Source organism: Streptomyces sp. ERV7, from assembly GCF_001653515.1.
Classification (GTDB): domain Bacteria; phylum Actinomycetota; class Actinomycetes; order Streptomycetales; family Streptomycetaceae; genus Streptomyces.
Genome location: NZ_LYOY01000051.1, coordinates 1212729 through 1236791, shown reverse-complemented (window position 1 = coordinate 1236791; position 24063 = coordinate 1212729). Strand labels below are relative to the sequence as shown.

The 24063-nt window shown below is 71.9% G+C and carries 18 protein-coding genes and 2 pseudogenes; 9 read left to right on the top strand and 11 right to left on the bottom strand.

The window, feature by feature from the left end:
* Nucleotides 1-9 precede the first annotated feature (9 nt).
* Together A8W25_RS28400 and A8W25_RS28395 are read right to left on the bottom strand one after the other, a co-directional pair.
* Nucleotides 10-1284 carry a M14 family metallopeptidase gene (locus tag A8W25_RS28400; RefSeq protein ID WP_067166622.1) on the bottom strand — a complete coding sequence of 425 codons (1275 nt, stop codon included), beginning with the start codon at nucleotides 1282-1284 and terminating at the stop codon, nucleotides 10-12.
* The gene (locus A8W25_RS28395; protein ID WP_079126453.1) at nucleotides 1281-3275 is read right to left on the bottom strand and encodes a Xaa-Pro dipeptidyl-peptidase; all 1995 of its coding nucleotides are present in this window, start codon (nucleotides 3273-3275) and stop codon (nucleotides 1281-1283) included. The genes A8W25_RS28400 and A8W25_RS28395 overlap by 4 nt, the downstream gene beginning before the upstream one ends.
* Before the next feature lie 190 nt (nucleotides 3276-3465).
* On the opposite strand from A8W25_RS28395, the gene A8W25_RS28390 reads away from it, so the two are divergent.
* Together A8W25_RS28390 and A8W25_RS28385 are read left to right on the top strand one after the other, a co-directional pair.
* Nucleotides 3466-4956 carry a M1 family metallopeptidase gene (locus A8W25_RS28390; RefSeq protein WP_067166619.1) on the top strand — a complete coding sequence of 497 codons (1491 nt, stop codon included), beginning with the start codon at nucleotides 3466-3468 and terminating at the stop codon, nucleotides 4954-4956.
* A gap of 185 nt (nucleotides 4957-5141) precedes the next feature.
* The gene (locus tag A8W25_RS28385) at nucleotides 5142-6176 is read left to right on the top strand and encodes a LacI family DNA-binding transcriptional regulator (protein WP_067166616.1); all 1035 of its coding nucleotides are present in this window, start codon (nucleotides 5142-5144) and stop codon (nucleotides 6174-6176) included.
* 3 nt (nucleotides 6177-6179) lie between these two features.
* On the opposite strand, the gene A8W25_RS28380 is transcribed toward A8W25_RS28385, so the two are convergent.
* Nucleotides 6180-7061 (bottom strand): oxygenase MpaB family protein, encoded by an 882-nt coding sequence (locus A8W25_RS28380; protein ID WP_067166614.1) that lies wholly within the window; start codon nucleotides 7059-7061, stop codon nucleotides 6180-6182.
* Between the two features lie 207 nt (nucleotides 7062-7268).
* Here A8W25_RS28380 and sph point away from each other — a divergent pair, with 207 nt between their 5' ends.
* Both sph and A8W25_RS28370 read left to right on the top strand, forming a co-directional pair.
* Nucleotides 7269-8258, top strand: coding sequence for a sphingomyelin phosphodiesterase (gene sph, locus A8W25_RS28375; RefSeq protein WP_067166612.1), 990 nt, complete (start codon nucleotides 7269-7271; stop codon nucleotides 8256-8258).
* A 110-nt stretch (nucleotides 8259-8368) separates the two neighbouring features.
* Nucleotides 8369-9106 carry a MerR family transcriptional regulator gene (locus tag A8W25_RS28370; protein ID WP_067166611.1) on the top strand — a complete coding sequence of 246 codons (738 nt, stop codon included), beginning with the start codon at nucleotides 8369-8371 and terminating at the stop codon, nucleotides 9104-9106.
* 40 nt (nucleotides 9107-9146) lie between these two features.
* On the opposite strand, the gene A8W25_RS28365 is transcribed toward A8W25_RS28370, so the two are convergent.
* The 5 genes and pseudogenes from A8W25_RS28365 to A8W25_RS28350 form a co-directional block, all read right to left on the bottom strand.
* Nucleotides 9147-11321, bottom strand: coding sequence for a 3-hydroxyacyl-CoA dehydrogenase NAD-binding domain-containing protein (locus A8W25_RS28365; RefSeq protein ID WP_067166609.1), 2175 nt, complete (start codon nucleotides 11319-11321; stop codon nucleotides 9147-9149).
* 41 nt (nucleotides 11322-11362) lie between these two features.
* Nucleotides 11363-12577, bottom strand: a complete 1215-nt coding sequence (locus A8W25_RS28360) for an acetyl-CoA C-acetyltransferase (protein ID WP_067166606.1) — start codon at nucleotides 12575-12577, stop codon at nucleotides 11363-11365.
* 21 nt (nucleotides 12578-12598) lie between these two features.
* A pseudogene (locus tag A8W25_RS34560) lies at nucleotides 12599-13600 on the bottom strand (acyl-CoA dehydrogenase family protein); the annotation flags it as partial.
* Between the two features lie 30 nt (nucleotides 13601-13630).
* Nucleotides 13631-14470 (bottom strand): annotated as a pseudogene (locus A8W25_RS34555) (CaiB/BaiF CoA transferase family protein); the annotation flags it as partial.
* Nucleotides 14471-14686: 216 nt separating this feature from the next.
* Nucleotides 14687-15070 carry an MmcQ/YjbR family DNA-binding protein gene (locus A8W25_RS28350; protein WP_067166604.1) on the bottom strand — a complete coding sequence of 128 codons (384 nt, stop codon included), beginning with the start codon at nucleotides 15068-15070 and terminating at the stop codon, nucleotides 14687-14689.
* 101 nt (nucleotides 15071-15171) lie between these two features.
* Between A8W25_RS28350 and A8W25_RS28345 the strand changes: the two genes are divergently transcribed.
* Nucleotides 15172-16386, top strand: coding sequence for a saccharopine dehydrogenase family protein (locus A8W25_RS28345; protein WP_067166602.1), 1215 nt, complete (start codon nucleotides 15172-15174; stop codon nucleotides 16384-16386).
* 7 nt (nucleotides 16387-16393) lie between these two features.
* Here the strand turns inward: A8W25_RS28345 and A8W25_RS28340 are convergent, their stop codons facing one another.
* Nucleotides 16394-17095, bottom strand: coding sequence for an endonuclease V (locus tag A8W25_RS28340; protein WP_067166601.1), 702 nt, complete (start codon nucleotides 17093-17095; stop codon nucleotides 16394-16396).
* A 39-nt stretch (nucleotides 17096-17134) separates the two neighbouring features.
* On the opposite strand from A8W25_RS28340, the gene A8W25_RS28335 reads away from it, so the two are divergent.
* Complete coding sequence (locus tag A8W25_RS28335; protein WP_067166599.1) at nucleotides 17135-17437, top strand: YciI family protein; 303 nt, start codon at nucleotides 17135-17137, stop codon at nucleotides 17435-17437.
* Here A8W25_RS28335 and A8W25_RS28330 read toward each other — a convergent pair.
* The gene (locus A8W25_RS28330) at nucleotides 17434-18525 is read right to left on the bottom strand and encodes an oxidoreductase (protein ID WP_079126451.1); all 1092 of its coding nucleotides are present in this window, start codon (nucleotides 18523-18525) and stop codon (nucleotides 17434-17436) included. The two genes, A8W25_RS28335 and A8W25_RS28330, sit on opposite strands and share 4 nt — an antisense overlap.
* Nucleotides 18526-18770: 245 nt before the next feature.
* Between A8W25_RS28330 and A8W25_RS28325 the strand changes: the two genes are divergently transcribed.
* The 3 genes from A8W25_RS28325 (at nucleotide 18771) to A8W25_RS28315 (ending at nucleotide 22267) form a co-directional block, all read left to right on the top strand.
* Nucleotides 18771-19187: an SsgA family sporulation/cell division regulator gene (locus tag A8W25_RS28325; protein ID WP_067166594.1), complete on the top strand. Its 417-nt coding sequence runs from the start codon at nucleotides 18771-18773 to the stop codon at nucleotides 19185-19187.
* Nucleotides 19188-19476: 289 nt separating this feature from the next.
* Nucleotides 19477-21117, top strand: a complete 1641-nt coding sequence (locus A8W25_RS28320) for an ABC-F family ATP-binding cassette domain-containing protein (RefSeq protein WP_107470808.1) — start codon at nucleotides 19477-19479, stop codon at nucleotides 21115-21117.
* A 175-nt stretch (nucleotides 21118-21292) separates the two neighbouring features.
* Nucleotides 21293-22267: an acyl-ACP desaturase gene (locus tag A8W25_RS28315; RefSeq protein WP_067166592.1), complete on the top strand. Its 975-nt coding sequence runs from the start codon at nucleotides 21293-21295 to the stop codon at nucleotides 22265-22267.
* Nucleotides 22268-22318: 51 nt separating this feature from the next.
* Here A8W25_RS28315 and A8W25_RS28310 read toward each other — a convergent pair whose 3' ends face one another.
* Nucleotides 22319-23923 (bottom strand): GMC family oxidoreductase, encoded by a 1605-nt coding sequence (locus tag A8W25_RS28310; RefSeq protein ID WP_067166590.1) that lies wholly within the window; start codon nucleotides 23921-23923, stop codon nucleotides 22319-22321.
* Nucleotides 23924-24063: the final 140 nt, after the last annotated feature.

Genomic DNA, 24063 nt, shown 5'->3' with positions numbered 1-24063 from the left:
GAACCCGTCTCAGCAGCGCTGTACGGGTTCGGCCGCCGTCAGCCCGTACTGCGCACGGGCGTCGAGCAGCAGGGGCACGAGCGCCCGCAGCGGCTGGCGCAGCGGGACGAACGCACCGTCTCCGGACCGCCCGGCCCGGACGCCGTGCAGGGCCAGCCGGTCCTTCACGTCGGCGTACTGGGCGGCGGTGAGGCGGTAGCCGCACGGCGGGTCGGCGAGGATCTGGGCGGGGGTGGCGGGCTCGTTGTCGGCGCCGCCGAGGTAGACCGGTCCCCGGTCGCGGTAGCCGGCGAGGCGGGCGGCCTTGGTCGCCGCCTCGATGTCTCCCCTGCGCCCGGCCGTGAAGGCCAGCAGTCCGCGCAGCCCGCTCAGTTGCGAGACCACCCGGCGCCGGTTGTTCAGCGCCGGGTCGGCCTCCTCGGCGTCGCTTCCCGGGTCGACGCGGCTCTCGATGAGCAGGCCCACCGCGTGTTTGATGCCCGCCGTGTTGCGCAGGATCCGCTCCTGGCCGTCGCCCGCGACCTGTTTGACGGGCTCGCCGGTGACCGGGTCGGTCCAGATGCCGTAGGTGCCGGTGGAGAAGCCGTCCGCGCGGGCGGCCTGCCGTACGTACGCGCCGGACAGCGTCCTGGCCTCCTCGTGCACCGCCGGGTCGGTGTTGAGGTTGCGCGGCCACAGGTCGAACAGGTCCTTGTCGTAGTACTTGGGGGTGGCCCCGTACTCGTGCAGGTCGTAGACGACGTCGGGCCGTTCGTCGCGCAGGACCCCGGCCACCGCCCGCGCCTCGGCCGTGCGCAGCGCGATGTGGTCGCGGTTGACGTCGACGCCGTCGGCGTTGACGCGGGTGTCGGCGGCCCGGCCGTCCGGGTTGGCGGTCGGCACGACGTAGAGCGTGGTGTGGGCCAGGAGCCGCCGCGTCGCCCGGTCGTTCGCGTAGGCGAGGTCGCGGACGGTGGCCAGACAGGCCTCGCGGCCCGCCGGCTCGTCGCCGTGCTGGCTGCACACCAGCAGGACGCGGTTGGCGGTGTGCCCGCTGCCGACCCGGACCAGCTGGAGCGGGCGGCCCCGGGTGGTGGTGCCGATGCGCGTGACCGAGGCGCGGTCGCTGCCCTGGGCGACGGCCGCCAGGAAGTCCTGCTCCTCCACCTCGCCGGTCCAGCGCGCCCCGGCGCTCACCTCGAATCCGGTACGGGGCGGGCTCGCCGTCGCCCGCGCCGGCACCGTCACCAGGGGCACGGCGAGCGCGGCCCCGAGGACGCCGAGGAGCGCCGTCCGGGCTCTCACCACGCCTCCGGGACCGGGCGCGTCAGGTGCGGGGCCTCGACCCCGGCCGGGTGCGGGACCCTCGGCGCGCTGTGGGGCGGGGCGCCGGAGGTGGCCCGCCGGAACGCCCCCGTACCGCCGAGGAGCGGCAGCTTCGCCGAGGTGCGGGCGAGGTCGAGGGTGAGCGTGGGGCGGCTCGCGGGCGGGTCGATGAGGTCCCTGTCGGTGCCCGCGACGATCAGCGCGAGGCGGTGGCCGGCCGGGACGACGTGGTCGCCGGCGTGCAGGTCGAGGGTGATCGTGTACGGCTTGCCCGGGGTGAGCGGCCGCCCGGTGCCGCCCGCGTAGTTGCCGAGGTCGGCCCAGCCCCGGCTGAACACGGTGTAGTCGACGGCCTTGGTGTCGGCGGCGGTGACCTTGAAACAGGCGCTGTCGCCGGCCGTGCTCTCGCCCCAGCAGGTGCGGGTGGTGCCGGTGAGGATGCCCTCGCCGTCGCCGCCGTAATTGCGGATGGTGTCGGGGCCGAGGTCCACCAGGACCGCCGAGAGGTGTGCGCTGGTGGTGGTCGGGGTCGCGGTGACGGTCACCTTGGAGGAGCCGGAGAGCCGCAGGTCGGCGGCGAGGGGCTGGGTCGTGAACCCGGCCTTGTCCGGGGTGGAGCGGTCCACGGCGGCCGCCCACTTCACCTCGTCCAGCTGGGGGTCGTCGGTGAACGTCTCGGTCGTCCCGGCGGGCGCCGGGCTCAGGGCGAGGCCGCCGACGCCGGGCGCGGAGCCCGCGACCGGGCGCAGCACGGCGTCACGGGTGCCCGCCGGAGGCCAGGTGCGGTCGGTGGACCACTGGTCGGGGTGGCGCTCGACGTCGGCCATCGGCTCGCGCTCGATGCCGTTGTCATAGCCGAGGAGATAGTGGTCGAACCACTTGTGGAGGGTGGGGACCCAGTCGGCGCGGCGGTAGTCGAAGGGGTCGACGTGCCCGGTCTGGGAGAGCCAGATCTTGCGCTCGACGCCCTGCGCCGCCAGCGCGTCCCACCACTGGCCGTAGTTCTTGGGGCGGACGTTCAGGTCCTGCATGCCGTGCACCACGAACACGCTCGCCCTGACGTTGCCCGCGTCGGCCACGTAGTCGCGTCCGCTCCACAGCGGCGTCCAGTCGCCGGTGCGCGGCGCCCCGTCGACCAGCTCGCGCTGCACCGCGTCGCAGTGGGCCTGTCCCGTGGGGCTCTCGACGTAGTGGGAGAGCCAGTCGGGCCCGGAGTCGTAGAGCGGGGCGCCCTTGGCGAAGTAGTAGTCGTACCAGGAGGATATGGAGCTGATCGGGACGATCGTCTTGAGGCCTTCGACGCCGGTGGCGGCCACGCCGTTGGCTATGGTGCCGTCCCAGCTCTTGCCGATCATGCCGGTCCTGCCGTTGCTCCAGCCGGCGTCGGCCCGCCGGGCGCCGGTCCGGGTGGTGTACGCGCGGGCGCGGCCGTTCAGCCAGTCGACGACCGCCTTGGCGGACTGGATGTCGGAGGGGCCGCCGATGTCGACACAGCCGTCCGAGCGATTGGTTCCGGCCAGGTCGACGCCGACGAAGGCGTAGCCGCGCGGCACGAAGTAGTTGTCGTAGAAGAGCGGCATCTGGACGACGTCGCCGTGCGCGTCGTACGTCTTGAGCTGGCTCTCGTTGCCGCGCCCGCAGCAGGCGTAGTACGGCGAGGCGTCCATGATGACCGGAACCCTGCGGCCCTGGCTCGCGGGCTCGCGGGGGCGGACTATGTCGACGGCGACCCGGTCGCCCTTGCCGTCGCCGTCCGCGTCGAGCCGCGTGTCGACCCAGACGGATTCGCGTATCGCGTTCTCGTACGAGTAGACGGGCGTGCTCTCCCTGGCACGGGCCGCCTGGGCGCCCACCGGGGAGAGGAACAGGGCCGTCAGGGCGGCCGCGAGCGCCACCACGAGCAGGCGCGCCCGACCGGGCGACCGGAGCGATCTGAACCTCGTGCGGCTGGGCCGCGCAGGAATCGGCATGGGCGGACGGTACTCCCGTCAACTCCCGTGCAAAAGGGGGCAGGCACGGTCCGGAAGTGGTCCATGGCGAGCAGGTCACCATGTCGGCGCAATGGCGATCGTGTGACAGCAGGGGCCATGGACATGACTTGCCGGAGGGGCGCTGAATAGGGTCCGAAGAGATCGTTCACCCCGACGACTTGGAGCACTCGTGCACCGCAGAATCCTCGCCCCGAGCGTGCTCGCCGCGTCCCTGCTGCTGGCGATCCCGGCATCGGCCACGGACTTCACTCCGGGCGCGCCGGGTATCGGCGACCCCTACTACCCGAGCAGCGGCAACGGCGGTTACGACGTTTCCCACTACGACCTGAGACTGAAGTACCAGCCCGCCACGGACCTCCTGGAGGGCACGGCGACGATCCTCGCCACCACCACGCAGAACCTCTCCCGCTTCAACCTGGACTTCGGGCTCGCGGTGAGCGAGGTCCGGGTCAACGGCACCCTGGCGAAGTACACCAAGTCCGGCACCCAGGAGCTGGAGATCACCCCGGCGGCGCCGCTGGCCAAGGGCCGATCGGTCACGGTGGTGGTGAAGTACGCGGGCAAGCCGTCCGAGCTGAGCATCGACGGGTACACGGCCTGGCACCGCACCCCCGACGGCGGGGTGGCGGCGCAGGAGCCCGACTCGGCCGTGTGGTGGTTCCCCTCCAACGACCACCCGCTGGACAAGGCCACCTACGACGTGTCGGTCCTCGTCCCGGACGGCACGCAGGCGATCAGCAACGGCACGCTCCAGTCGCAGAGTTCGAAGCTGGGCTGGACGCGCTACAACTGGCGCTCCAACAAGCCGCAGGCCAGCTATCTGACGACGGTGGCGATCGGCAAGTTCGACATCACCACCGACACCCTGGCCAACGGGCTGCCGGTGATCAACGCGTACAGCAAGGACCTCGGTGACAACGACGGCGCCGCGCGCGCCAGCATCGAGCGCACCAAGGAGGTCGCCGAGTGGCTGAGCGACCTCTACGGCCCGTACCCGTTCAACTCGGTCGGCGGCTATGTGCCGAACGTGACCTCCGGCTTCGCCCTGGAGACCCAGACCCGCCCGTACTACAGCCCCAAGCAGTTCGCGAACGGCGCCAACGTCTCGGTGGTCGTCCACGAGCTGGCCCACCAGTGGTACGGCGACAGCGTCTCGGTGGACGGCTGGAAGGACATCTGGAACAACGAGGGCTTCGCCCGCTACGCCCAGTGGCTCTGGTCGGAGAAGGAGGGCGAGGGCACCGCGAAGGAGCTCGCGGACTACGTGTACGCGCAGCACCCGGCCGACGACGCGTTCTGGAAGGTCAAGCCGGGTGACCCGGGCCCGGACAACCAGTTCGACCTGGCCGTCTACGACCGGGGCGCGCTCGCCCTCCAGGCGCTGCGCGACACGGTCGGCGACACGAGCTTCTTCGCGCTGCTCAAGGGCTGGCCGACGGCCCACCAGTACGGCAACGCCAAGGTGGGCGACTTCGTGCTGTACGCGGAGAAGGCCACGGGCAAGCCGCTCGCCGGGCTCTTCGACACCTGGCTGTACCAGGCCTCGAAGCCGGCCGCCCCGGCCGCCAAGAAGGCGAAGCTGGCGGCCGGTGTGCCGCTGACGCAGCCGAAGTCCTGGAAGAAGATCGCGGCGACCAACGAGATCCACGACCACCGCTGACACGGTCGGCCGGTGGGCGGGCGCGGCCGCGGAGCCCGCGCCCGCCCACCGGGTTCTCCGAGGCCCGCAAACGAGGCCCGGGAACAAGGCCCAGGAAGATGAAGTAAGCGCTCTCAGCGGCGTGTTGGCACCCGATACGCTGAAGGCGGCGCATCGCCGTCCGCCGCCCGCGAGGAGCACCCGCCGTGACCGAGCAGCACCTGGGGGCCCGCCCCACCCTGGAAGCCGTCGCGGCGCGCGCCGGCGTCTCACGGGCCACGGCCTCCCGGGTCGTCAACGGCGGCACGGGGGTGCGGCCACCGCTGGTCGACAAGGTGCGCCAGGCGGTCGAGGAGCTGGGTTACGTCCCCAACCACGCCGCCCGCACCCTGGTCACCCGGCGCACCGGCGCCGTCGCCGTGATCATCCCCGAGCCGGAGATCAGGATCTTCTCCGACCCGTTCTTCTCGCAGCAGATCCGGGGTATCAGCAGGGAACTGACCGCGCACGACACCCAGTTGGTGCTGCTCCTGGTGGAGGGGCCGGGCGACTACGACCGGATCGCCCGCTATCTGGCGGGCGGCCACGTCGACGGCGCGCTCGCCTTCTCGCTGCACACCGACGACCCGCTGCCCGCGATCGCCCGCAGGACGGGGATGCCCACGGTGTACGGGGGCCGCCCGAGCTGGCCGACGGCGCCGGGCGAGCGGCCCGTGCCGTATGTGGACGCCGACAACCGGGGCGGCGCCAGACAGGCCGTCCGCCATCTGCTCTCGCTCGGCCGCACCCGTGTCGCCCACATCGCGGGCCCCAGCGACCAGACGTCGGCGACGGACCGGCTCGACGGGTTCCACGACGTGCTGCCCGACGCCGACCCCGAGCTGGTCGAGCACGGCGCCTTCACGGCGGAGAGCGGGGCCCTCGCGATGGCCCGGCTGCTGGGGCGGCGCCCGGACCTGGACGCGGTGTTCGCGGCGAACGACCTCATGGCCTCGGGCGCCCTGCGGGTGCTGCGCGAGCGGGGGCGCCGGGTGCCGAAGGACGTGGCCCTGGTCGGCTTCGACGACATGCACGGGGTGGCCGAGAGCACCGACCCGCCGCTGACCACGGTCCGCCAGGACATCGAGGGGATGGGCCGGCTGATGGCCCGGCTGCTGCTGCGGGGCCTGCGCGAAGGCCCGGCGACCGCGCCGACGTCGGTGATCATGGAGACGGCGCTGGTGAAGCGGGCGTCGGCCTGAGAGTCACCGGGGCCGCGGGCCGGAGCTCCCCGTCCTGAACCGCGCCCTCGCCTCCCGGGCGAGCGGGAGGTAGCGCAGCCGCTCGGGCAGTACGGGCACGACGGCCCGCACCACGCGGCCGAACCGGCGCAGTTTCCGCTCCTGTGCGTCGGTCCACTCCAGGCCGAGCGCCTCGCGGGCGTCCGGCGGCAGGAACCCGAGGGTCACGAAGCGCCGGAACCGGGCGATCGGAGGCAGCAGCACCGGCCAGCACAGCCGGAGCAGCAGCCGGACGGGGAGCGGGCCGCGGTCGGGGGCCGGGACCTTCGCGTCGACGGATATGAGTTCCTCGACGACCGCGTTGGAGGCGATCTCGTCGCCCAGCATCTTGCGGTAGTACGGCCAGAACTCCTCGATGGTCTGCGGCATGTCCCGGTCGTGGATGCCCAGGATGCGTCCGACCTGGAGCCACTCCGCGTACATCTGCCGCTCCTGGGCCTCGGTGAGGGGGCGGTTCAGATACTTCTGGGAGTGGGCGAAGACGGGATAGCCGGTGGCGTGCACCCAGGCGTAGTTGGCCGGGGTCAGCGCGTGGTAGCGGCGGCCCCGGGTATCGGCGCCCTGGATGGTCCGGTGCAGCCGGCGCAGCCGCCGCCCCTCCTCGGCCGCCGCCTCGCCGCCGTACACCCACAGCTGGAGGGAGCGCAGGGAGCGCTCGCCGCGCCCCCAGGGGTCGGTCCGGAACACGGAGTGCTCATCGACCCCGGCGCCGACGGCCGGGTGCGCGACCTGGAGGGTGAGTGCGGCGGGCAGCGTGAGCAGCATCCGCACGTCGCCGGCGAGGCTCCACAGGACACCGCCGGGCGGAGGCGGGACGGGGGCGGACGGCGTACGGCTTTCGATCATGTATCCAGGCTTACCAGATGACAGATGACACATTTCCCCCTCTGTCACCCGGGGTCCCGTCCGTCACCCAGGGGCCCGGCGCACCAAGATCGCCCGCTCGTTACGCCCCAGTAAAGAATTGCGCCACCAGATGGTTACCCCAAGGTAACTGTGGCTGATTTGATGTGCGCGCCAGTCCAACCCCCCACTTCACCCACGGGAGTTCCAGTGCCGCACTCCGCGCTTCGCCGTGTCCCCGGCGCGGCCCTCGCCACCGCGCTCGCCGCCGTCACGCTGGCCGCCGCCACCCCGTCGGCCTCGGCCGCCACCGCCGCCGCGGACGCGCCCCGGCTGAAGGTGCTCAGCTACAACACGTTCATGATGAGCACCAACCTCTACCCGAACTGGGGCCAGGAGCACCGGGCCCAGGCGATACCGGCCGCTCCCTTCTTCCAGGGCAACGACGTCGTCGTCCTTCAGGAGGCGTTCGACAACACCACCTCGGACGCGCTGAAGCGGAACGCCGCCGCCCAGTACCCGTACCAGACCCCCGTCGTCGGCCGGAGCAAGGACGGCTGGGACGCGACGAGCGGCTCGTACTCCTCGACGACACCCGAGGACGGCGGTGTCACCGTGCTCAGCAAGTGGCCGATCCTCCGCAAGGAGCAGGTGATCTTCAAGGACGCCTGCGGCGCCGACTGGTGGTCCAACAAGGGCATCGCCTACGTCGTGCTGAACGTCAACGGCACCAAGGTGCACGTCGTGGGCACCCACCTCCAGTCCACCGACTCCGGCTGCGGCGCGGGCGAGGCCGCCAAGGACCGCTCGCTCCAGCTCAAGGCCGTCAAGTCGTTCCTCGACGCCAAGAACATCCCGGCGAACGAGGAGGTCATGCTCGCCGGTGACCTCAACGTCGACTCGCACAGCGCCGAGTACGCCTCGATGCTCAGCGACGGTGGGCTCGTCGGGGCGGACTCGCGCACCGGGCACACGTACTCGTTCGACACCGTCGACAACTCCATCGCCGCCTACCGCTACCCCGGTGAGCCGCGCGAGGACCTCGACTACGTGCTCCACTACCAGGGGCACGCCCGTCCCTCCGGCTGGAACAACGACGTCGTCAAGGAGCAGTCGGCGCCCTGGACGGTGAGCAGCTGGGGCAAGAGCTACACGTACACCAACCTCTCCGACCACTACCCGCTGGTCGCGGGCGGCTGAGCCGGGCGGCCCGTTCCCCGGGTGGGTGACCACGGCGTGGGTGACAACAGTGGTGAGACAGCAATACTGTTGCATCGCAGTCCGCGCACCCGGGGAAACGAGGCACCGCCATGGCGACGGAGACCGAGGAGCCGACCCTGACGGTCGACGAACTGGCCGCGCGGGCCGGGGTCACCGTGCGCACCATCCGTTTCTACAGCACCCGAGGCCTGCTGCCGCCCCCCGCCATCGGGCCCCGACGCGTCGGCCACTACGGCCCGGCGCATCTGTCCCGGCTGGCACTCATCGAGGAGTTGCAGCACCACGGGATGACGCTGGCCGCGATCGAGCGCTATCTGGAGCAGCTGCCGGCCGACCTCAGCGCGCACGACCTGGCCATCCACCGGGCCGTGGTCGCCTCCTGGGCGCCGGACGCCGCCGAGGAGGCGACCCGGGCCGAGCTGGAGCGGCGGGCCGGGCGGCCGCTGTCCGACACGGATCTCGACCGGCTGGCCGCGATGAGCGTCCTTGAGCGGACCGAGGGCAGGGCCGACGCGTTCCTGGTCGACCCCGGACTGCTCGCGCTCGGGGTGCAGCTCCTGGACGTGCCGATCGCGCACGAGACGATCCTGGCGGCGCGGACCGTGCTCCTCGAACACACCCGCTCGGCCGCGCACGAGCTGACACGGCTGTTCCGGGACGAGGTGTGGAACCCGTACCGGGAGCGGGAGTCGGATCCGGACCATGTGGCGGCGATGCGGTCGCTGTCGGCCCATATGCAGCCCATGGTGGTGCAGGCCCTGGTCACCGCGTTCCAGCGGTCGCTCAAGGAAGAGCTGCGGGCGGCGTTCCGCGCCGAGTCGGAGTGACGGGCGGGGGACTCTCCGGTCCCCCGCCCTCACCCCTCGCTCACGCGTCGGTGAACTTCTCGCCCTTCTCCGCCTTCTCCACGAGCAGCGCGGGCGGCAGGAAGCGGTCGCCGTAGCGCTCGGCCAGTTCGCGGGCGCGGGCCACGAAGCCCGGCAGACCACCCTCGTAACCGTTGATGTACTGGATCACGCCGCCCGTCCAGGCCGGGAAGCCGATGCCCATGATGGAGCCGATGTTGGCGTCGGCGACCGAGGTCAGCACGCCCTCCTCGAAGAGGCGGACGGTGTCGAGCGACTCGGCGAAGAGCATCCGCTCCTTCATGTCCTCGAAGGGGACCTCCGCGCCCGGCTGGCCGAAGTGCTCGCGCAGGCCCGGCCACAGCCGTACGCGCTTGCCTTCGCCGTCGTACTCGTAGAAGCCCGCGCCACCGCTGCGGCCGGGGCGGCCGAACTCGTCCACCATGCGGTCGATGACCGCGTCCGCCGGGTGGCCGGGCCAGACGCCGCCCGCCTCCTCGACCGCGCGCCGCGTCTCGTCGCGGATCTTGCGGGGCAGGGTCAGGGTCAGCTCGTCCATCAGCGAGAGCACCTTGGCGGGGTAGCCCGCCTGGCCCGCCGCCTGCTCGATGGAGGCGGGCTCGACGCCCTCGCCGAGCATCGCGACGCCCTCGTTGATGAACTGGCCGATGACCCGCGAGGTGAAGAAGCCGCGCGAGTCGTTGACCACGATCGGGGTCTTCTTGATCTGACGGACCAGGTCGAAGGCGCGGGCCAGCGCCTCCTCGCCGGTGCGCTCGCCCTTGATGATCTCGACGAGCGGCATCTTGTCGACGGGCGAGAAGAAGTGCAGCCCGATGAAGTCGGCCTGGCGGGTGACGCCCTCGGCGAGGCCGGTGATCGGCAGCGTCGAGGTGTTGGAGCAGAGCAGCGCGTCCGGCTCGACGACGTCCTGGATCTCCTGGAACACCTTGTGCTTGAGCTCGGTGTTCTCGAAGACCGCCTCGATCACCGCGTCGCAGCCCGCCAGGTCCTGCGGGGTGGCGGTGGGGGTGATCCGGGCGAGGATCTCGTCCCGCTTCGCCTCGGTGGTGCGGCCCCGCGAGAGCGCCTTGGCGAGGAGCTTCTCCGCGTACTCCTTGCCCTTCTGCGCGGCCTCCGGCGAGACGTCCTTGAGGACGACCTCGATGCCGGCCCGGGCGCACGAGTACGCGATGCCCGCGCCCATCATGCCGGCGCCGAGGACGGCGACCTTGCGGACCGGGCGCGGCTCGATGCCCTTGGGGCGGTTGGCACCGGAGTTGACGGCCTGGAGGTCGAAGAAGAACGCCTGGATCATGTTCTTCGCGGTCTGGCCGGTGACCAGCTCGGTGAAGTAGCGGGCCTCGATGGTCAGGGCGGTCTCGAAGTCGACCTGGGAGCCCTCGACGGCGGCCGCGAGGATGTTGCGCGGGGCCGGGTAGGGGGCGCCGTTCAGCTGCTTCTTGAGGTTGGCCGGGAAGGCGGGCAGGTTGGCGGCGAACTTCGGGTTCGACGGGGTGCCGCCCGGGATCCGGTAGCCCTTGACGTCCCAGGGCTGCTGGGACTCGGGGTTCGCGTCGATGAAGGCGCGGGCCTTGGCGAGCATCTCCTCGGGCGTGGCCGCGACCTCGTGCACCAGGCCGTTCTCCAGCGCCCGCCGAGGGGTGTACTGGGTGCCCTGGAGCAGCACCTTGAGGAGCGCGTCCGCGATGCCCATCAGACGGACGGTACGGGTCACGCCGCCACCCGCCGGGAGCAGGCCGAGGGTGACCTCGGGCAGGCCGATCTTGGAGCCGGGGGCGTCTAGGGCGATGCGGTGGTGGCTGGCGAGGGCGATCTCGTAACCGCCGCCGAGCGCCGCGCCGTTGATGGCGGCGACGACCGGCTTGCCCAGGGTCTCGATACGGCGCAGCGAGTGCTTGATGGCGGTGCCGGTGTCGAAGGCCTGCTGGGCGTTCTCGGGGCCGACCTGGATCATTTCCTTGAGGTCGCCGCCCGCGAAGAACGTCTTCTTGGCGGAGGTGTAGACGATGCCCCGGATGGAGTCCTTCTCGGCCTCGGCGCGGTCGGCGATCGCCGCGATGGAGTCCTTGAAGGCCTGGTTCATCGTGTTGGCGGACTGGTTGGGGTCGTCGAGGACGAGGGTGACGACGCCGGTCTCGTCCTGTTCCCAGCGGATGGTCGTGCTCTCGGTCATGTGATGCTGCTCCGTAACGGGGTTGGCCGGGAAGAGGACGGTCAGAGACGCTCGACGACGGTGGCGATGCCCATGCCGCCGCCCACGCACAGCGTGGCGAGGCCGTAGCGCTGGTCGCGGCGCTCCAGCTCGTCGACGAGCGTGCCGAGGATCATCGCGCCGGTGGCGCCCAGCGGGTGGCCCATGGCGATGGCGCCGCCGTTGACGTTGATCTTGTCGAGCGAGAGGCCCATGTCCCGGGCGAAGCGCAGCACCACTCCGGCGAACGCCTCGTTGATCTCGACGAGGTCGATGTCGTCGATGGTGAGCCCGGCCTTGGCGAGCGCCTTGCGGGTGGCGGGGGCGGGACCGGTCAGCATGATCGTCGGCTCGGAGCCGGAGACGGCCGCCGAGACGATACGGGCGCGCGGGGTGAGGCCGTAGCGCTCGCCGACCTCGCGCGAGCCGATGGCGACCAGGGCGGCGCCGTCGACGATGCCGGAGGAGTTGCCCGCGTGGTGGACGTGGTCGATCTTCTCCACCCAGTGGTACTTCTGGAGCGCCACCGCGTCGAAGCCGCCCATGTCGCCGATGGCGGCGAAGGACGGCTTCAGGGCCGCGAGCGAGTCGGCCGTGGTGCCGGGGCGCATGTGCTCGTCGTGGTCGAGGACGACCAGGCCGTTGCGGTCCTTGACGGGCACGACGGACCGGGCGAACCGGCCGTCCTTCCAGGCCTCTGCGGCCCGCTCCTGGGAGAGCGCCGCGTACTCGTCCACATCGCGCCGCGAGAAGCCCTCGACCGTGGCGATGAGGTCGGCGCCGATGCCCTGCGGGGCGAAGTTGGTGTCGAAGTTGGTCATCGGGTCGGCGAACCAGGCGCCGCCGTCCGAGGCCATCGGCACCCGCGACATCGACTCGACGCCGCCCGCGAGCACCAGGTCCTCCCAGCCCGAACGGACCTTGGCGGCGGCCATGTTGACCGCTTCCAGACCCGAGGCACAGAAGCGGTTCTCCTGGACTCCGGCGACCGTGTCCGGCAGCCCGGCGGCGATCGCCGCGATCCGGGCGATGTCGGAGCCCTGGTCGCCGACCGGGCCGACCACGCCGAGGACGATGTCGTCGATCGCCGCCGGGTCGAGGCCGGGGAAGCGCGCGCGGATCTCGTGGATCAGGCCGACGACGAGGTCGATCGGCTTGGTGCCGTGCAGGGAGCCGTTGGCCTTGCCCCGGCCGCGCGGGGTGCGGATCGCGTCGTACACATACGCTTCGGTGCTCACTGAAAAGCCTTTCAAGGAGGGTTAGCCGAGCAGGGAACGACCGATGATCTCCTTCATGATCTCGGTGGTCCCGCCGTAGATGGTCTGGATGCGTCCGTCCGTGAAAGCCCTGGCGACGCGGTACTCGCTCATATAGCCGTAGCCGCCGTGCAGTTGCAGACAGCGGTCGGCGGTGCGCTTCTGGAGCTCGGTGGCCCACCACTTGGCCATCGAGGCGTGCACGGCGTCGAGTTCCCCGTTCGAGTGATCCACGATGCAGCGGTCGAGGAACGAACGGGTGACGGCGCACTCGGTGGCCATCTCGGCGATCTCGAAGCGGATGTGCTGCTTGGTGGCCAGTGGCCGCCCGAAGGCCTCGCGCTCCTTCACATACCGCGTGGTGATCTCAAGGAGGTGTTCGGCGGCGGCGATCCCGGCGACGGCGATGGCCATGCGCTCCTGCGCGAGATTGGTCATCAGGTGGACGAAGGCGCCGTTGAGCTCGCCGAGGAGGTTCTCCTTGGGAACGCGTACGTCGGTGAAGAACAGCTCGGCCGTGTCCTGGGACTTCTGGCCGATCTTGTCGAGGTTGCGACCGCGCTCGAAGCCGGCCGTGCCCCGCTCGACGACCAGCAGGGAGAGCCCGTGCGCACCGCCCTCGGGCGTGGTCCTGGCGACGACGATCACCAGGTCCGCGAGGATGCCGTTGGAGATGAACGTCTTGGAGCCGTTGAGCAGCCAGTGGTCGCCCTTGTCCTCGGCGTGCGTGGCGATGCCCTGGAGGTCGGATCCGGCGCCGGGCTCGGTCATGGCGATCGCCGTGATCAGGGAGCCGTCGCAGAAGCCCGGCAGCCAGCGCCGCCTCTGCTCCTCGGTGGCGAGCCCGGTCAGATACGGCCCGATGATGTCGTTGTGCAGCCCGATCGCCAGGCCTGCCGCGCCCGCCCTGGTGAACTCCTCGGCGAGCACCGCGCTGTAGCGGAAGTCGGCGTTGCCGCCGCCCCCGTACTCCTCGTCCACGGCGAGCCCGAGCAGGCCCTGGCGGGGGTGGGCGGGGGCCTCACGGAGCGAGAGCACGGGCGCCACACACGCGTCCGACCCCTCGAAGACGGCCGTCCACTCCGCGCGCGTACGGGTGCGGAACCGCTCGGTGATCGCGGTGCGCAGTTCCTCCCAGCGGGCGAGGTCCTTACGGGCCGGGGCGACCGCGTCCAGGCCCAGGAGGCGGATGAACTCGTCGTAGAACTGCTGCTCAAGAGAGCCGACGGCCATGTACTCGCCGTCGGCGGTCTCATAGGTGCCGTAGAAGGGGCAGCCGCCGTCGAGCAGATTGGCGCCGCGCCGGTCCTGCCAGCCGCCGGCCGCCATCATGCCGTGGATCATGGTGGCGAGGTGGGCGGCGCCGTCCACGATCGCGGCGTCCACGACCTGCCCCTCGCCCTTCGTACGGGCGTGCTGGAGGGCGGCGAGGACACCGACGACGAGATAGAGCGAGCCGCCCGCGTAGTCGCCCACCAGGTTGGCCGGGACGGTCGGGCCCTCGTCCGGCTTGCCGATCATGCCGAGGGTGCCGGTGACGGCGATGTACGCGATGTCGTGTCCGGCGCGGGCGGCGAGCGGGCCCTCCTGGCCCCAGCCGGTCATCCGTCCGTAGACCAGCCCCGGATTGCGGGCCAGGCACTCCTCGGGCCCGACGCCGAGGCGCTCGGCGACGCCGGGGCGGTAGCCCTCGACGAGGATGTCGGCCTTCTCGACCAGGTCGAGGACGCGCCGGGGGCCGTCCTCGGACTTCAGGTCGATCAGCACGGAGCGCTTGTTGCGGTTGGTCAGGTCGTACGCCGGGTCGACGGCCAGGCCCGCGCCGCCGGGGCGGTCGACCCGCACCACGTCCGCGCCCAGGTCGGCCAGGAGCATCGCGGCGAACGGGCCGGGCCCGATCCCCGCCAGCTCGACCACGCGCACCCCGGTGAGCGGGCCGTTCCCTGAACCTGTCATCGAGCCCCCAGCACTGTGACACAACTGATGTAACATCAGTGATGCTAAGAACACGTTCCACTTCGCACAAGCCCTCTGCGCGAGCAAGCGCTTGGTTTTTACCGAGTGGTACGCCAGTGTTCCACCGGGCCCCGCTCAGCCGGCGTCGAGCTCCGCGATCAGCTTCTTCGTGGCGATCGCCCGATAGCTCTCCTCCACCCACTCGCACAGCAGATCCGCCCTCGGCGCGCCCTTCTCGGCCAGCGGCACCTGCACCCAGCCCGACTTGCCCAGGCCGTACCCCGAAGGCTGGGCCCCGGGCGAGGACAGGGCGTGCGCGTGCGTGGCCTCGTCCGTCAGCTTGACGCCCATGCCCAGTGGACAGCTGCCGTCGTCCACGCCGAGGAAGACGAAGATCTTCTTGTTGACCTTCACCACGGTCTCGCCCCAGGGGTGCTCCTCGACGGCCCCCGGCAGGCCCAGGGCAAACTCCCGCAGCTTCTCCCATTTCGCCAGCGCGGCCTTCGGCGGTGCTCCCATGTCCGTCCTCCTTGATCACCCGCGACCCGGCTTCTCACGCTAGCCTCAGCCACCGACAACGGCGCGGGAGCGCGACCGGTGCAGATGCGGAGGGCAACACTGTGAAGCGGTCGGAGCGGTCGGCGGAGCAGCGGGCGCGGCGGGCGGCCAGGCCGTACGACATCGTGCTGTTCGGGGCCACGGGGTTCGTGGGCACGCTCACGGCGGAGTATCTGGCCGCGCACGCGCCCCAGGGGTGCCACTGGGCGATCGCGGGGCGGTCGGCCGCCAAGCTGGAGGCGCTGCGCGAGAAGCTGGCCGCCATCGACCCGGCGTGCGCCTCGCTCCCCCTGATCACGGCGGACTCCGCCGACCCCGAGTCCCTGCGCGCGCTCGCCGGGTCCGCGCGGGTCGTGGTCACCACGGTCGGCCCGTACGTCTGGTACGGCGAGGGCCTGGTCGCCGCGTGCGCCGAGGCGGGGACCGACTACCTCGATCTGACCGGCGAGCCGGAGTTCGTGGACACGACGTACGTACGCCATGACGCGCGGGCCCGGGAGACCGGCGCGCGCCTGGTGCACGCCTGCGGCTTCGACTCGGTGCCGTGCGACCTGGGCGTGTACTACACGGTCAAGCAGCTCCCCGAGGGTGTGCCGCTGAGCGTGGACGGCTTCGTGCGCTCGAACGCGATGTTCTCCGGCGGCACCCTGGCCTCCGCGATCACCGCGATGGGGCGCGGCCCGCAGCAGCTCAGGGCGGCCCGGGAGCGGCGGCTGCACGAGCCCCGGCTGGTCGGGCGCCGGGCCCGCGCCCCGCTGGGCGCACCGCACTTCAGCCGGGAGACGGGCGCCTGGGCGCTGCCCCTGCCGGTCCTGGACCCGATGGTGGTGGCCCGCTCGGCCGCCGCGAGCGCCCGCTACGGCCCCGACTTCCGCTACCGCCACTTCGCGGCGGTGCGGCGGCTGCCGATGGCCCTGGGCGCGGTGGCCGGAGCGGGCGCGGCGCTCGGCGTGGCCCAGCTGCCCGCCGCGCGGCGGTGGCTGATCAACCGTTACGAGCCGGGCAGCGGCCCCGACCAGGAGCGCCGCGACCGGAGCTGGTTCTCGCTGCGCTTCGTCGGCGAGGGCGGCGGGCGCCGGGTGTTCACCGAGGTCTCGGGCGGCGACCCGGGGTACGGCGAGACCGCGAAGATCCTCGCCGAGGGGGCCCTGAGCCTCGCCCTCGACGAACTGCCCGATCTGTCGGGACAGTTGACGACGGTCACGGCGATGGGCGACGCCCTGCTGGACCGGATCCAGAAGGCGGGCATCCGCTTCCGCGTGGCAGACGCCCGCTAGGAGGGGGTCATACGGGCCGGAGCGCGGTGCGCAGTGCCTCGCGGCACAGCGCGTCCGCGCGCCGGGTCGACTCCGGAAGGCGGTAGCGCGGGCTCAGCCGCAGGGTGTGGGCGCAGGCGTTGTCCAGGCTCACCCGGTGCCCGACGGAGACGAACACCGGCTTGACGCCTCGCTGGGTGCGCAGCGCCCGGCCGACCTCCTCGCCCTGCCCGTCCACCAGCGCCGAGGCCGCACCACGCCCGGCGCCGGGCTGCTCGTAGGCGAAGGTGAACGGGTTCTTGGCGACGCCGATCACCGGGAGCCCGGTGAGGACGCCGAGGTGGGAGGCGAGGCCGAAGCGGCGCGGGTGGGCGAGCCCGTAGCCGTCGCAGACCACCAGGCCGGGGTCGGCTCGCAGCGCGCCGAGGGCCGCCAGGACCGTGGGGATCTCCCGGAAGGCGAGCAGCCCCGGTACGTACGGGAAGGCGACGCGGCCGACGGCGGTGGACTCCTCGACGACCTTCAGGGTGGCGGCGTCCAGGACGACGGCGGCCGCCGCGACGACGTCCCGCTCGTCGTCGTAGGCCACGTCCACGCCCGTGACGAGACCGGTGCCGGGCGGCGGGCCGGGCTCGTCGAGCTCGACGCGGCCGCGCAGTTCGTCCTGCACGGCCAGCGCCCCGGCCTCGTCGACGGGCCAGCCCTCGGGGATCTCTGTGAGCGTCGCCATTCCCTCAGCCTAGGGGCTGCCCGGAGTAGCCTGACGATCATGTTCATACTCGACCTGAGCTACACGGCTCCCCTCTCCCGCGTCGACGAGCTGCTCGACGCGCATGTCGCCTGGCTGAACGGGCAGTACGAGGCCGGGGTGTTCATCGCCTCCGGGCGCAAGGAGCCCCGCGAGGGCGGGATCATCCTGGCCGTCGGGGACGACCGCGCGGAGATCGAGCGGATCACGGCGACCGACCCCTTCAGCGTCCACGGCGTCTGCGCGTACCGGATCACCGAGTTCTTCGCGACGAAGGTCGCCCCCGGACTCGCCCCGTACCGGCAGGAGTTGCCCGCCCGCTAGGGCCTGCGCGCGAGCCGCGCCACCCTGCCCTTCTCCCCCGCCGCCCAGCAGCCGAGGTCGGGGGCGCAGTCCACGGTGTCGTACGAGCCGGTGTCGACGGTGTGCCAGGTGCGGCCGCCGTCGGTGGTCGCGTCGGTGCCGGTGGGGCCCACCGCGAGCGCGGCCGACCGGCTGTGCGGCAGCCAGGCGACGCCGGAGCGGTAGGCGGCGACCGGGGCCGCCGCGGGGGACCAGCTGCGGCCGCCGTTCCCGGTGACCTCGGCCGCCCGGGGCGAGAGCTGCCCGGCCCGGTAGTCGCCGCCGACCGCGATCCCGTGCGTACGGTCGCGGAAGGCGAGCCCGAAGACGCCGCGCGCCGGGTCACCGGCCGGGATCGTCGAGGTGCTCGCCGTCCAGGTCAGGCCGCGGTCGGCGGAGTGCAGGACGCGCGCGGTGGCGGCGCCGCCGGTGGCGAGCCACACGTCGTGCGCCCCGGAGCTCACCAGGCACTGGCCGCTCGCCGCGAAGGAGGCCTCGCCGGGCTGCGCCTCGGGCATGCCCGCGTTCGGCAGCACCTTCCAGGAGCGGCCGCCGTCGGCGGTGGACAGGACGCGGTACTTCCCGTCGACCGGGTCGCTCACGGCCAGGCCGTGGCGGTGGTCGAAGAAGGTGAGGCAGTCGTAGAACGCCTTGGGGTCCGGGTTGCGGAACGACTCCTTCCAGGTGGCGCCGCCGTCCTCGGTCCGATAGACCCGGGACGCCTCGCCCTCGCCGATGGCGAGCACCACGGCCCGCCGTCCGTCGAAGGCCTCCACGTCCCGGAACTCCAGCCCGCCCGCGCCCGGAGGCGACACATCGCGCCAGGTGCGCCCGCCGTCGGAGGTCCGCAGCACCGTGCCTTTCGTGCCGGCCACCCACGCGGTGCTCCGGCTGACCGCCGCGAGCCCGCGGAACCGGGCGTCCGTACCGGTCGTCGTCTGCTGCCAGGCCGGCGCCGGGCCCGTGTCGTCGTGGCCGTGCGCCTGGGCCGGTGCGGTCAGCGCGGCCGCCAGCGCCACCCCGCCCAGCCCCACCGACAGCATGCGTCTCGTCTTCCCCATGGGCTTCATGGCGCTGGAAGCTAGCCGACCCCGCGAGGGCCGTCCAGAGGGCGAAATTCGACCGTATCGACATCAATCCGGATCCCGTTGAGTACCGCGTGAAGCCGAGCGGTGACACACCGGAAAGTGACGCACACGTAGCGATCAGGTGACACAGCTCACCCCCGGCTCATGTGCACGGAACCGTGTTTTCTGCCGTCTTCGTGAGCAGCAGCAAGAGAAGTACCCGGTCGTGAGGTTAGGGGAACAGGGCCTTGTCCACTGTCATCGAGCAAGCCGTCGAGGCCCGCCTGATCGCGTCCGACCCCCGGGTCCAGACCGTCCCCGCGACGCTGAGCTACGACCGCGAGGACCCCTTCGCCGTGCGGATGGTCTTCCCCGCACCCGCCACCCTCGAAGGGGTGGAGGTCTGCTGGGCGTTCTCGCGCGAACTCCTGGAGAGCGGGGTGGACACCTCGGCGGGGATGGGCGACGTGCGGGTCCGGCCGTACGGGTTCGACCGCACGGTCGTGGAGTTCCACGCCCCGGAGGGGACCGCGATGGTGCACATCCGCACCTCCGAGCTGCGCCGCTTCCTCAAGCGCACCCAGCTGATGGTGCCCCCCGGCCACGAGCACCACTACCTGGACCTCGACGGGGACCTCACCGCCCTGCTCCGCGACGCCTGCTGACCCGCACCCGCGACGGCGCGGATCGTCCCGGGCCGTAAATCGTTTGCACCCGGCCCGCGCCCCGTCGTACGTTCTTCTCGGCCCTGTTGTCGTCGATCGGAGTAGGACGTTGCTCGTCTGAGGCACCTGAGACACCGTTTCGCGCACTCCCTTCCGTGTCGCGCGCGCGGTGTGACCTGCCTCCGAGCCGTCCTCCACGACCAGGGCCTCTTTTCTTCTCTCCTGCTGCCCTGACACCGGTGTCTCAGTTCCCGTTGCCCCCGCCCTTCCCCGCAACAGGGAGACATGTATGTCTACTTACTCCGCGTCCTCGACGCACATCGGCTGCTCCGGCCTCTCCTTCGCCTGGCCCGACGGCACCTCGGTGTTCGACGGCTTCCAGCTGGCCGTCGGCCCCGGCCGCACCGGTCTGATCGGTCTCAACGGCTCCGGAAAGTCCACGCTGTTGCGGCTGCTCGCCGGTGAACTCACCCCCACCGACGGCCGCGTCACCACGGCGGGCGAGATCGGCTATCTGCCGCAGAACCTGACCCTGGCCACCGCGATGCGGGTCGACGAGGCCCTCGGCATCGACCGGGTGCGGGCCGCGCTGCACGCCATCGAGGCGGGCGACACCCGCGAGGAGCACTTCACGGCGGTCGGCGACGACTGGGACGTGGAGGAGCGGGCCCTGGCCGCGCTCGGACAACTCGGCCTCGACGCCGTCGGTCTCGACCGGACCATCGGAGAGCTCTCCGGCGGCGAGTCGGTGCTGCTGCGCCTGGCCGCGCTGCTGCTGCGCCGCCCGGACGTCCTGCTGCTCGACGAGCCGACCAACAACCTGGACCTGCGGGCCCGTCGGCGCCTCCACGACGCCGTCGCCGCCTGGCCCGGGGTGATGGTCGTGGTGAGCCACGACCGCGAACTCCTCGACCGGGTCGACCAGATCGCGGATCTGCGCGACGGCGAGGTCTCCTGGTACGGGGGCAACTTCTCGGCGTACGAGGAGGCACTGGCCGTGGAGCAGGAGGCGGCCGAGCGGATGGTGCGGACCGCCGAGGCCGATGTCCAGCGGCAGAAGCGCGAACTCACCGACGCCCACGTCAAGTTGGCGCGGCGCCAGCGGTTCGCCCAGAAGAGCTATGAGAACAAGCGGGTGCCGAAGATCGTCGCCAACGGCCGCCGGAGCGAGGCCCAGGTGTCGGCCGGAAAGCACCGCATCCTCCAGACCGAGCGCCTCGCCCAGGCCCGGGACCGGCTGAACGAAGCCGTCGACGCGGTCCGGGACGACGACGAGATCCGCGTGGAGCTCCCGTACACCAAGGTCCATCCGGGCCGGGGCGTGCTGACCCTGCGTGACCTCCGGCTGCCCTACGCGGAGCGGGCGTTGGGCAGTCTGGACATCCACGGGCCGGAGCGGATCGCCCTCGTCGGCCGCAACGGGGCCGGCAAGACGACCCTGCTGCGCGCGCTCGCCGGGCAGCTCGCCCCGGCGGCGGGCGAGGCGGAGGCCCTGGTGCCGCTGCGGTTCCTGCCGCAGCGCCTCGACGTACTGGACGACGAGCTGAGCGTGGTGGCGAACGTGGCGCGGTACGCGCCGGGCGCCACCGCGAACGCGATCCGGGCGCGGCTCGCCCGCTTCCTGTTCAAGGGGGCCCGCGCCGACCGCTTGGCGGACACCCTCTCGGGGGGCGAGCGCTTCCGGGCCTCGCTCGCCGCCCTGCTGCTCGCCGAGCCGGCGCCGCAGCTGCTGATGCTGGACGAGCCGACGAACAACCTGGACATGGCGAGCGTACGGCGGCTGACCGACGCGCTGGCCGCCTTCGAGGGGGCGCTGATCGTGGCGAGCCACGACGTGCCGTTCCTGGAGTCGATCGGGATCACCCGCTGGCTGCTGCTCGACGGCGCACTGCGCGACACCACGGCCGAGGAGGTGCGGGAGGGTAGCTGAGGATGTCCGACTTGTCTCTCCGTAACCCACCTTGACCTGGGAGAATAACGGAGAGTAGTGGACTGGAGGGAGGACGGGACTTGGCTGGGGCTTACTGCGCGCTTAACCTACGGTCTCGTAACCTACGTAGCCGTAGGTAGCCCGTCCCCCCTCCCCGTCCCCCTGGAGCACCCTCGTGACGATCACCTCTCCCCACCTCGGCAGTGCGGACGCGTGGACCGACGCCCGACTGCTGTACGCGCTGGAGGAAGTGGTCGAGAAGGAGCTCAACCGGCACCTCAAGGTCGCCAAGGACTGGATGCCGCACGACTACGTGCCGTGGTCGGACGCGCGCAACTTCCCCGGCCTCTTCGAGGACGGCGAGGCCTGGGAGCCGCAGCAGTCCAAGGTCACGGACATAGGCAGGATCGCGCTCGTCGTGAACCTCCTCACCGAGGACAACCTGCCCAGCTACCACCACGAGATCGCCTCCCTCTTCGGCCGCGACGGCGCCTGGGGCACCTGGGTGCACCGCTGGACCGCCGAGGAGGGCCGGCACGGCATCGTGATGCGCGACTACCTGCTCGCCTCGCGCGCGGTGGACCCGGACAAGCTGGAGCAGTTCCGGATGGCGCACATGGCGGAGGGCTTCGAGTCCGACAACCGGCACTCGATGCTCCACTCGGTGGCGTACGTGGCCTTCCAGGAGCTGGCCACCCGCATCTCGCACCGCAACACCGGCCACCAGTCGGGCGACCCGGTCTGCGACCGCATGCTGGCGCGGATCGCGACCGACGAGAACCTGCACATGGTCTTCTACCGCAATCTGCTCGGCGCGGCCTTCGAGCTCGCCCCCGATCTGACCATGCAGGCGGTACGCGATGTGGTCGTCGGCTTCCGGATGCCCGGCCACGGCATGCCCGGCTTCGAGCGGGCCGCCGCGCAGATGGCGATCGGCGAGATCTACAACCTGCGCATCCACCACGACGACGTGCTCCAGCCGGTGCTGCGCTTCCTGAAGGTCATGGAGATCGACGGGCTCGGCCCGGAGGGTCTCCAGGCGCAGGAGGAACTCGGCCTGTACATGGGCGGCCTGGACTCGGAGGCGAGCAAGTTCGACGAGAAGCTCGCCGCCCGCAAGGCCCGGCTGCTGGCCCGCGGCAAGGCCTGACGGTCACCGCACGCCCGACGGCTGCCGCGCACCCTCCCGCACGCCCGACGGCTATCGCGCGTCCTCCCGGATCAGCTCCGCCGCCTTCTCGGCGAGGGCGACGGTCGGGGCGTGCGTGTGGCCACGTGTGATGCGCGGCATGACGGAGGCGTCGACCACCCTCAGGCCCTCGGTGCCGCGCACCCGCAGCCGGGGGTCGGTGACCGAGCCCTCGTCGCCGCCCATCCGGCAGGTGCCCACCGGGTGGTACAGCGTCTCGGCCGAGCCGCGCACCGCCGCCGCGAGCGCCTCGTCGTCCACGACACCCGGATAGGGCGCCAGCGGCCCTGATGTGTGCTCGGCCAGGGCGGGGGTCGCCAGCAGCTGCTCCGCGCGGCGCACCCCCACCATCAGCCGGCGCAGATCGTCCTCCGCGGTGAGATAGCCGGGGTCGATCCGCGGCGGCGTGGTGGCGGCCGTCCCGCCGAGGTCGATACGGCCCCTCCCGTCGGGCTGGAGCAGGACCACCCCGATGGTGAGGCCGTGCTCGGTGGGCGCGGTGAGCCCGTGGTCGACGAACGGCGCCGGGGCGAAGACCAGCTCGATGTCGGGCGCGGGCAGGTCGGGCCGGGTGCGCACGAAGGCGACGGCCTCCCCGAGGTTGGAGGTCAGCGGGCCCCGGCCGCGCAGCAGGAAGCGGCCGAGGTTGGGGAGCGTGTCCGCGCCGGTGAGCGTGACGGGCCGGGGGCAGCGCACGGTCACCGCGTAGGAGAGATGGTCCTGGAGGTGGCGGCCGACGTCCGGCGACGCCACCTTGACCTCGACCCCGGCCTCCCTCAGCCGGTCCGGATCGCCGATCCCGGAGAGCATCAGCAGATGCGGCGAGCCGATGGCGCCCGCGCTGAGGACGACCTCGCGGCGGGCGGTGAGGGTGCCCGGGGCGCCCTGGGTGAGGACTCCGGTGACCCTGTTCCCCTCGAACTCCAGCCCGCGCACCCTGGTGTGGGTGAGGACATCCAGATTGGGGCGGTTGGCGGCCGGTTTGAGGTAGCCGTCGGCGGCGCTCCACCGGCGCCCCTTGCGCTGGTTCACGGGAGTCGTCGCGTACCCGGAGTGGTCCGGGCCGTTGAGCTCCCTGAGCCCGGTGAGACCGCGGTCGTGGCAGGCGGCGAGGAAGGCGAGGGTGAGCGGGCTGGGGTCGCGCAGCGGCGAGATCCACAGCGGCCCTTCCGTGCCGTACACCGAGTCCCGGGGCGTCGGGCCCGTCCAGCGCTCGGCCTTGCGGAAGTACCGGACGAACTGGTCGTACGCCCACTCGGGCCCGGCCGCCTCGCCCCACGCGTCGTAGTCGGCGCGGTGGCCGCGGACCCACATCATGGCGTTGATGGACGAGGAGCCGCCGAGGGTGTGGCCGCGCGGCCAGTAGAGCTCGCGCCCGCCCAGCGCCTCCTGCTTCGCGGTGGTGAAGTCCCAGTCGTACGAGGTCTTGAAGAGCTTGGGGAAGGCGGCGGGGATACGGATCTCGGGCTTGCGGTCACGCGGTCCCGACTCGACGAGCGCGACCTTGACGCCGGGGTCCTCGGAGAGCCGCGCCGCGAGCACACAGCCCGCCGAGCCCGCTCCCACCACGATGTAGTCGTATGTGCGCTCCGCCGTGCCGCCCGCTGTCCTCAACATGCCCCCCAGGCCGTGACGTTGGGTCCTCCACCGCGCCCAGCATGACCGGCCGGGGCCGGACGTGCCAGGGCGTCCCCGGCACCCCGTGCCTAAGGCGACCGGATCCGCGGGGGTGGACCCGGAGCGCGGACGCGCGGCCC